The 6,259-nt window shown below is 38.6% G+C and carries 8 protein-coding genes; all 8 read right to left on the bottom strand.

From position 1 onward, the window contains the following. A partial coding sequence (gene tsaD / locus QZ548_RS07050; RefSeq protein WP_295869306.1) for a tRNA (adenosine(37)-N6)-threonylcarbamoyltransferase complex transferase subunit TsaD occupies window positions 1-632 on the bottom strand: 632 nt, incomplete at its 3' end. Further along, a complete protein-coding gene (gene rimI, locus QZ548_RS07055; protein WP_295824946.1) occupies window positions 629-1,078 on the bottom strand; it encodes a ribosomal protein S18-alanine N-acetyltransferase in 450 nt (149 codons plus the stop codon). The genes tsaD and rimI, both read right to left, overlap by 4 nt. Next, window positions 1,078-1,836, bottom strand: a complete 759-nt coding sequence (gene tsaB, locus QZ548_RS07060; protein WP_295824948.1) for a tRNA (adenosine(37)-N6)-threonylcarbamoyltransferase complex dimerization subunit type 1 TsaB — start codon at window positions 1,834-1,836, stop codon at window positions 1,078-1,080. Before tsaB ends, rimI begins: the two co-directional genes overlap by 1 nt. Next, complete coding sequence (tsaE, locus tag QZ548_RS07065) at window positions 1,820-2,314, bottom strand: tRNA (adenosine(37)-N6)-threonylcarbamoyltransferase complex ATPase subunit type 1 TsaE (protein ID WP_295869308.1); 495 nt, start codon at window positions 2,312-2,314, stop codon at window positions 1,820-1,822. The genes tsaB and tsaE overlap by 17 nt, the downstream gene beginning before the upstream one ends. Further along, the gene (thiL, locus tag QZ548_RS07070; RefSeq protein ID WP_295869309.1) at window positions 2,304-3,284 is read right to left on the bottom strand and encodes a thiamine-phosphate kinase; all 981 of its coding nucleotides are present in this window, start codon (window positions 3,282-3,284) and stop codon (window positions 2,304-2,306) included. Before thiL ends, tsaE begins: the two co-directional genes overlap by 11 nt. A 114-nt stretch (window positions 3,285-3,398) precedes the next feature. After that, window positions 3,399-3,959: a GerMN domain-containing protein gene (locus QZ548_RS07075; RefSeq protein ID WP_295869311.1), complete on the bottom strand. Its 561-nt coding sequence runs from the start codon at window positions 3,957-3,959 to the stop codon at window positions 3,399-3,401. A 3-nt stretch (window positions 3,960-3,962) separates the two neighbouring features. Beyond that, window positions 3,963-5,060, bottom strand: coding sequence for an N-acetylmuramoyl-L-alanine amidase (locus QZ548_RS07080; RefSeq protein WP_105089284.1), 1,098 nt, complete (start codon window positions 5,058-5,060; stop codon window positions 3,963-3,965). 245 nt (window positions 5,061-5,305) lie between these two features. Continuing rightward, on the bottom strand, window positions 5,306-6,226 hold the full coding sequence (locus QZ548_RS07085; RefSeq protein WP_367113077.1) for a ComEC/Rec2 family competence protein: 921 nt from the start codon (window positions 6,224-6,226) through the stop codon (window positions 5,306-5,308). Between the last annotated feature and the right edge of the window lie 33 nt (window positions 6,227-6,259).

Raw genomic sequence — 6,259 nt, forward strand, 5'->3', positions numbered from 1 at the left:
AATTCAAAATTACCGGGCTCACTCAAAGCCTTTGGAAATTCAATAGCATCTGGATTCCCTTCAAGAGCTAAAGCATCGATATGAGGGCCACCTGGGTAAGGGAACCCCATAACGCGAGCAATTTTATCAAATGCTTCCCCCGCTGCGTCATCCCGAGTTTGTCCAAGGATATCAAACTCTTCATAGCCTTCTACATGCACTAACATGGTATGACCACCAGATACAACGAGGCTTAAAAATGGAGGCTCCAATTCTGGATTAGCTAAGAAATTAGCAAAGATATGACCTTCCATATGGTGAACTGGTACCAAAGGAATACCTGTAGCAAAGGATAGTCCCTTTGCAGCAGCTACACCAACCAATAATGCGCCTACTAGACCTGGGCCATAGGTAACGCCAATATGGTCTATATCTTGTAAGGTTACATTTGCATCGCGCAATGCTTGATCTATAACCGGTATAACTTGTTCTATATGATGGCGTGATGCGATTTCTGGTACAACACCACCAAATTTTCTATGAATAGGCACTTGGCTAGAAATTACATTAGATAAAACAGTACGCCCATCCTTTAGGACGGATGCAGATGTTTCATCGCAACTACTTTCCAAGGCTAATGTGTAAATACTCATTCTATTTCCTCTGAAACGAGAGACATAATATAAGCATCCTCTTTTGGTTCTGAATAATAATCTTTGCGAATTCCTTTAACAGTAAATCCTAGATTTCTATACATTGCCAAGGCAGGTAAATTAGATATGCGTACCTCCAAGAAGATTTCATGCATCCCTCTATTCAAACATTCATCTATTAATTCTTTAGTAAGTTTTGAGCCATATCCCTTACCACGAGCGGAAGGTAAAATAGCAATATTCGTGATTTGTCCTTCATCGTATACAAGCCAAGCACCAGCATAGCCCACAATATGATTTCCTTCACAAATAACCATATATAGCTTATTATCGGCCCCTTCAAGTTCAGCAAGTACAGAGTCCAAGCTCCATGGAACAGAAAAGGACTGTTGCTCTATCTCATAAATGGCTTGAGCATCATCTACCGTAGCTAACCGAATCTCCATTATTCTGCTCCTGCCGCTTCGGTAACAACAACTGTAGGATTTTGGTTTAACATGTCTGGATTATCCTTATGGCGTTCCTCCCATAAAACCTCTGCTTCAGAGCGACGGATATAATAAGGAACCATATCCATTGGATCACATATCTCTTCACGGATAACTAAATCGCGTCCCGCTAAAAGTAAAGAACTGGCTTTTGGAATGCGTTGTGAAATATCTAGAATAGTCATATTAGTATCGTTTTCATCTAAAAGCTTTTCAATACGCTTGATACCATCACCTAAGAATAAGACCTCTTCCTTAGTTTCTCGGAACTTTTCTAATAAATCACTAGCAGCTATAACAAAAGGCTCTTCTTTACATACTAGCTCATTGTTTTCATATCGATACAAGCCAGCATATACATGCTTTTTCTGAGCATCGATCACAGTACAGATAGTTCTATTTGTATATGAAACATTATGAGCCAAACTATCCATGGTCATCACACCGTACAATGGAATTTGTAAGGCATAAGCCATAGCTTTTGCAGTCCCCATACCTATACGCAATCCCGTAAATGAACCAGGACCAATGCTAACTATAATACCTTTTAGTTCATTCTTTTTTACTTGTGAGGCTCGCAACAACATGTCGATGTGAGGTATTAGCTGCTCAGAATGAGTTAATCCTGCTTGAATGGTTAGTTCACCAATCAAGTTTGTTTCATCCATTAAAGCCACACTCGAAACGAGTGAGCTTGTCTCAATTCCCAACCACATATGGGCCTCCTATTTCTACTAAATCACCCTCTGAAAGGTAATCACTACCTAATGTGATAGATCGGCTTGTATCATCAATGCACTTCAAATAAATCCATAATGTTTCATCTGGTAATTCATCTGGGAATTTATCGGCCCATTCCACAATGGATACACAATCCTCTGTATATTCGTAGAAGCCAATATTTTCAAGCTCGCTTATATCATCCAAACGATATACATCAAAATGATATAAATGTGTTCTATCCACATCATAAGTATTCATGATTGCAAAGGTAGGGCTTGTAATCTCCTCTGTAACTCCAAAGCCTTTCGCAATGCCTTGGGATAGGTGCGTTTTTCCTGTCCCCAAATCACCAATTAAGGCAATACATAAAGGTTCTCCGCTTTGTTTGGCCCATCTGCCTAATAACTGTCCAAATTGTTGTGTATCTTCTACTGTATGAGTTTCTAATTGAACATGTGCCTTATGATTCATGAAAATGATTATATCCTTTCGCTTCTATAGTCTTAATCGTTTTATCCGGTGTTACCATCTGAACATGACATGGTCCAGATATAACTTCACCGATTATAGTAATGCCAGATAAATTCTCTAATTTAGGAATCAATGCTTTAGGAGCCGTGAATACTAGTTGAAAATCCTCACCACCATATAATGCATAATCCACTGGATTAGTCTGTAAATACTTAGCTAATTCATAAGTTTCTTCATGAAGTGGAATAGCTTTTTCCTCTATAACAATGGATACGTTACTAGCCGATGCAATTTCATTTAATTCACTACCAAGACCATCACTAATATCATTCATACTATGAATTCCCAGTTGTCTCAATTGTTGACCTAATTCAATTTGTGGATCAGGTAGTTGATGACCAACCTTCGTCATAGAATAGCCATCTAAATTATAGGATAACGCACCTAAACCTGTGGCAGCATAACCTACATAATTTGTAATGCCCACAATATCGCCAACTTGTGCACCACTACGCATAATAGCAGTGCCAGTAGGAACCTCACCTATGATGGTAACAGTCCACACCATAGGTCCTTCCGTACGCACCGTATCTCCACCAAGTATATTGAGATGATATCTAGCACATTGAGCTTTAATGCCTCTATAGATTTCATCTAGAATAGCAGTATCAACATATTCAGGTGCCGCCACAGATAACACTATTTGTCGAGGAGTCCCCCCCATAGCAGCAATATCACTTAAATTAGCTGTCATGAGACGATAGCCTACATCATAAGGTTTCATATAGCGAAAGCTAAAATGAACACCTTCCACCATCGTATCTGTACTAATTAATTGATCTGTTTCATCTGTAGCACGATACACTGCACAATCATCACCAATCCCTGTAATTACAGTGCTCGAATCATGTATCGTATCATTTTGAATGTGGCGTATGAAATTAAATTCCCCTACCTCTTTTAATTGCATCTCATCACCTGGCTTCCGATTAGTATACATATTGTATTGTAACATATATAAAAGACAACAAAAATAGCAGATAGTTGATATATCAACTATCTGCTATCAATGAGCCTAATATAATTATTTTTTAATTAGGTTTGTCATCCGTTTAACAGGATCTTTCGTATCAAAGGAACCTACAGTAGGTACCTTTTTACCATTGCTAACGAAGAGAACACCATTAATATTATCAAAGGATGTCAATGTATTTACAATGGCAGCCATTTGTAATTTAACAGTTAAGTCCCCACCATTACCTTTTACGAAAGCGTCATTCACTTCTACAGAAGCAATGCCGTCCTTTACAGTAACGGATGTAATTTTAATATCCTTGGAGAATACTGGATATTTTTGTGCTCTATCAGCTTTTAACATCGCTAGAAGAGCAGCTTTAGGCGTTACTTTGTCCGCCTCCATCTCAACGGTTGATTGTTTTACCCCTGAGCCATCCTCTGTTGGAACAAAGAAGGCCATCTTAACCATTTCTTGAGATGTTTTTGTTGTTTCTGCATCCTTATTGACTTTCGTCTCTTGCACAGGTTCACTTTTACCCGTTGTAGGTGCTTGATTAGATGTACAACCCGCTGCAAATGCAAGCAAACCTACGCAGAGGATCGACAGAACTTGTTTACGTAATTTCATCGATTAACCTCCAAAGTAACTAGCAATACCATTGGCAATGCGATTTGCAAAGTCTTCTTGTGTTTGAGGAGATTGCAATACACGTTCTTCATTAGGGTTGGAAATAAAACCAAGCTCTACAAGAACTGCAGGCATGTTAGAATGTCTCAACACATATAAGTTACCTTCTTGAATGCCACGGTCACCATTGAAACCTGGAACGCTAGCAATTTGAGATTGTACCTTTTGTGCTAATCGAGCATCATTGCCTGTTTTACTATAGTAGTATGTTGCAATACCACCAACACTTGGGTTGTTGAATGCGTTAATATGCACACTGATGAGCGCATCAGAATTGCTACGGTTTGCTACGTTAACACGAGCACCCAATTCATCAACACCACTTGCATTAGGACCGTATACGTCTACGTCTGTAGTACGAGTCATAAGCACTTTAGCGCCACGATTTTCTAGAGCTTTTTTCAAGTACATAGAAATCGGTAGTGTAATATTTTTCTCTTGTACACCATGCGGCCCAACGGCACCAGAGTCACTACCACCATGACCTGGGTCAATCGTAATTGTTTTACCAGATAGACCACCGCTAATAGAATAATTACCGGATCCTGTTGGCATATTTTTCGCAGGATGTGCAGAAGGAGATGGACGTTTGCCATAATAAGCAGGTTTAGGTGCCACACCTTTTTTCTGTACATCTACAACGATGCGATACGGTTTCTGATTAACCGTATCTTTCTTTAGGGAAAATACCTTTACATCACTCGTATCGATAGATGAAGGTGTCTTGATTGTTACCTTCACATCTCTGCCATCTTCTGTGAGTCTAGCAGAACTAGCTATGCTAGAGTCCATATTGATATTCGCTTTAGCAGTTTTTAGCTTTGTGTTCTTTAAGGTAACAGTCGTCGTTTTCCCATCTTTGCTAATCGATGCAGACGCTTTTACCGGTGCTGACAAATCCATAACCATACGAACATATGGTACTGGTGCATCAGTTCGTGTCACCCATCGAGCATCTTCAAGATTAGCTGCCTTTGCTTGAGTCAAGAATAGTGGTATCGCCATCAAGACAGCAAGGCACATAAAAAATAGTTTACGCAATACATTCACTCCAATCTAACTAACATACGTAGTGTCCAAACCATAGAGATGAGTCGATGATATCTTTGTGAATCAAAGTCTCATCGTTCCAATCTATCCATAAACTAATGTTAGATTATAGATAGATTATTTCATACAAACATGAAGATAAGTATGCCGATTATACATATTACTATATAAAGTCTTTATACAGTACACACAAAAATCAGTTGCTTAAAATCAATTTTTGTGCTATGCAATCGACGCTAACGTTCAGTTGTAATTTGCCATTCATTCCCATCCGTACTAATGTGAATACGTCCCATCGTATCTGTACGGTAAATGGCAATATTGTTTTCCTGCAAACGACGTAATGTTACATCGTGAGGATGACCATAACTATTATACATGCCATTTGAAATTAATGCACTTTCTGGTTTAATAGATTTCAAAAAATCTTCAGAGCTACTTGTGCGAGAACCGTGGTGACCTACCTTAAGAACACGGGCAAACAGTCTAGAGTTCTGCTCTTTTATGAGTTTTTTCTCTTCTTGTAATTCTGCATCTCCCGTAAAGAGCATTGAGAATTTACCAAAGATTAACTTACCTACAATAGAGTTATTATTGAGATCTGGTTCGCCTTTTTTATCAGTTAAGACCTCTGTCCAAGGAGCATACACAACAAATACGGCACCATGACCAAAATCAACTACATCACCACTTCTCAAAGTAGAGCGCTTGATTTTATTTTTTTCAATCCACTTTTCATAGGTTTTGAACATATTGTTATCAACAGAAATACCATCATCATATACATTTTCAATAGGCATTGCTTTGGCAATGGCATAGAAACCACCCATATGATCTGCATGAGGATGCGTAATTATAATATTTTTTAACTTTGTAACCCCCATGGCTTTTAGCTGAGCTACAATATTTTCTCGATGTTCAATATCGCCAGTATCGATCATGCTATATTCATCGCCCACCTTAAGCAATATAGCATCTCCTTGGCCAATATCTAGCATATATACATCTAACTTGCCTTCAGGAGTAGTCGTTTTAGTATCAATGGAGTACCCTCCATTAGCACTTGATGTTGCTTGATTAGCAGCATTAGCTACATCTTTATTCGAACATCCTGCAATGGCAAAGAGTGGAATACAGAGCACTAATAAAAAGGCTATAAACCGTTATATCTTATTTGTCATTCTTATTCT

Source organism: uncultured Veillonella sp. (assembly GCF_915069625.1).
GTDB lineage: Bacteria > Bacillota > Negativicutes > Veillonellales > Veillonellaceae > Veillonella.

What these genes read in the sequence shown, in the direction of transcription:
- rimI (WP_295824946.1), bottom strand. Translation starts at nt 1,078, where the DNA reads ATGGAGATTCGGTTAGCTACGGTAGATGATGCTCAAGCCATTTATGAG.
- tsaB (WP_295824948.1), bottom strand. Translation starts at nt 1,836, where the DNA reads ATGTGGTTGGGAATTGAGACAAGCTCACTCGTTTCGAGTGTGGCTTTA.
- tsaE (WP_295869308.1), bottom strand. Translation starts at nt 2,314, where the DNA reads ATGAATCATAAGGCACATGTTCAATTAGAAACTCATACAGTAGAAGAT.
- thiL (WP_295869309.1), bottom strand. Translation starts at nt 3,284, where the DNA reads ATGCAATTAAAAGAGGTAGGGGAATTTAATTTCATACGCCACATTCAA.
- QZ548_RS07075 (WP_295869311.1), bottom strand. Translation starts at nt 3,959, where the DNA reads ATGAAATTACGTAAACAAGTTCTGTCGATCCTCTGCGTAGGTTTGCTT.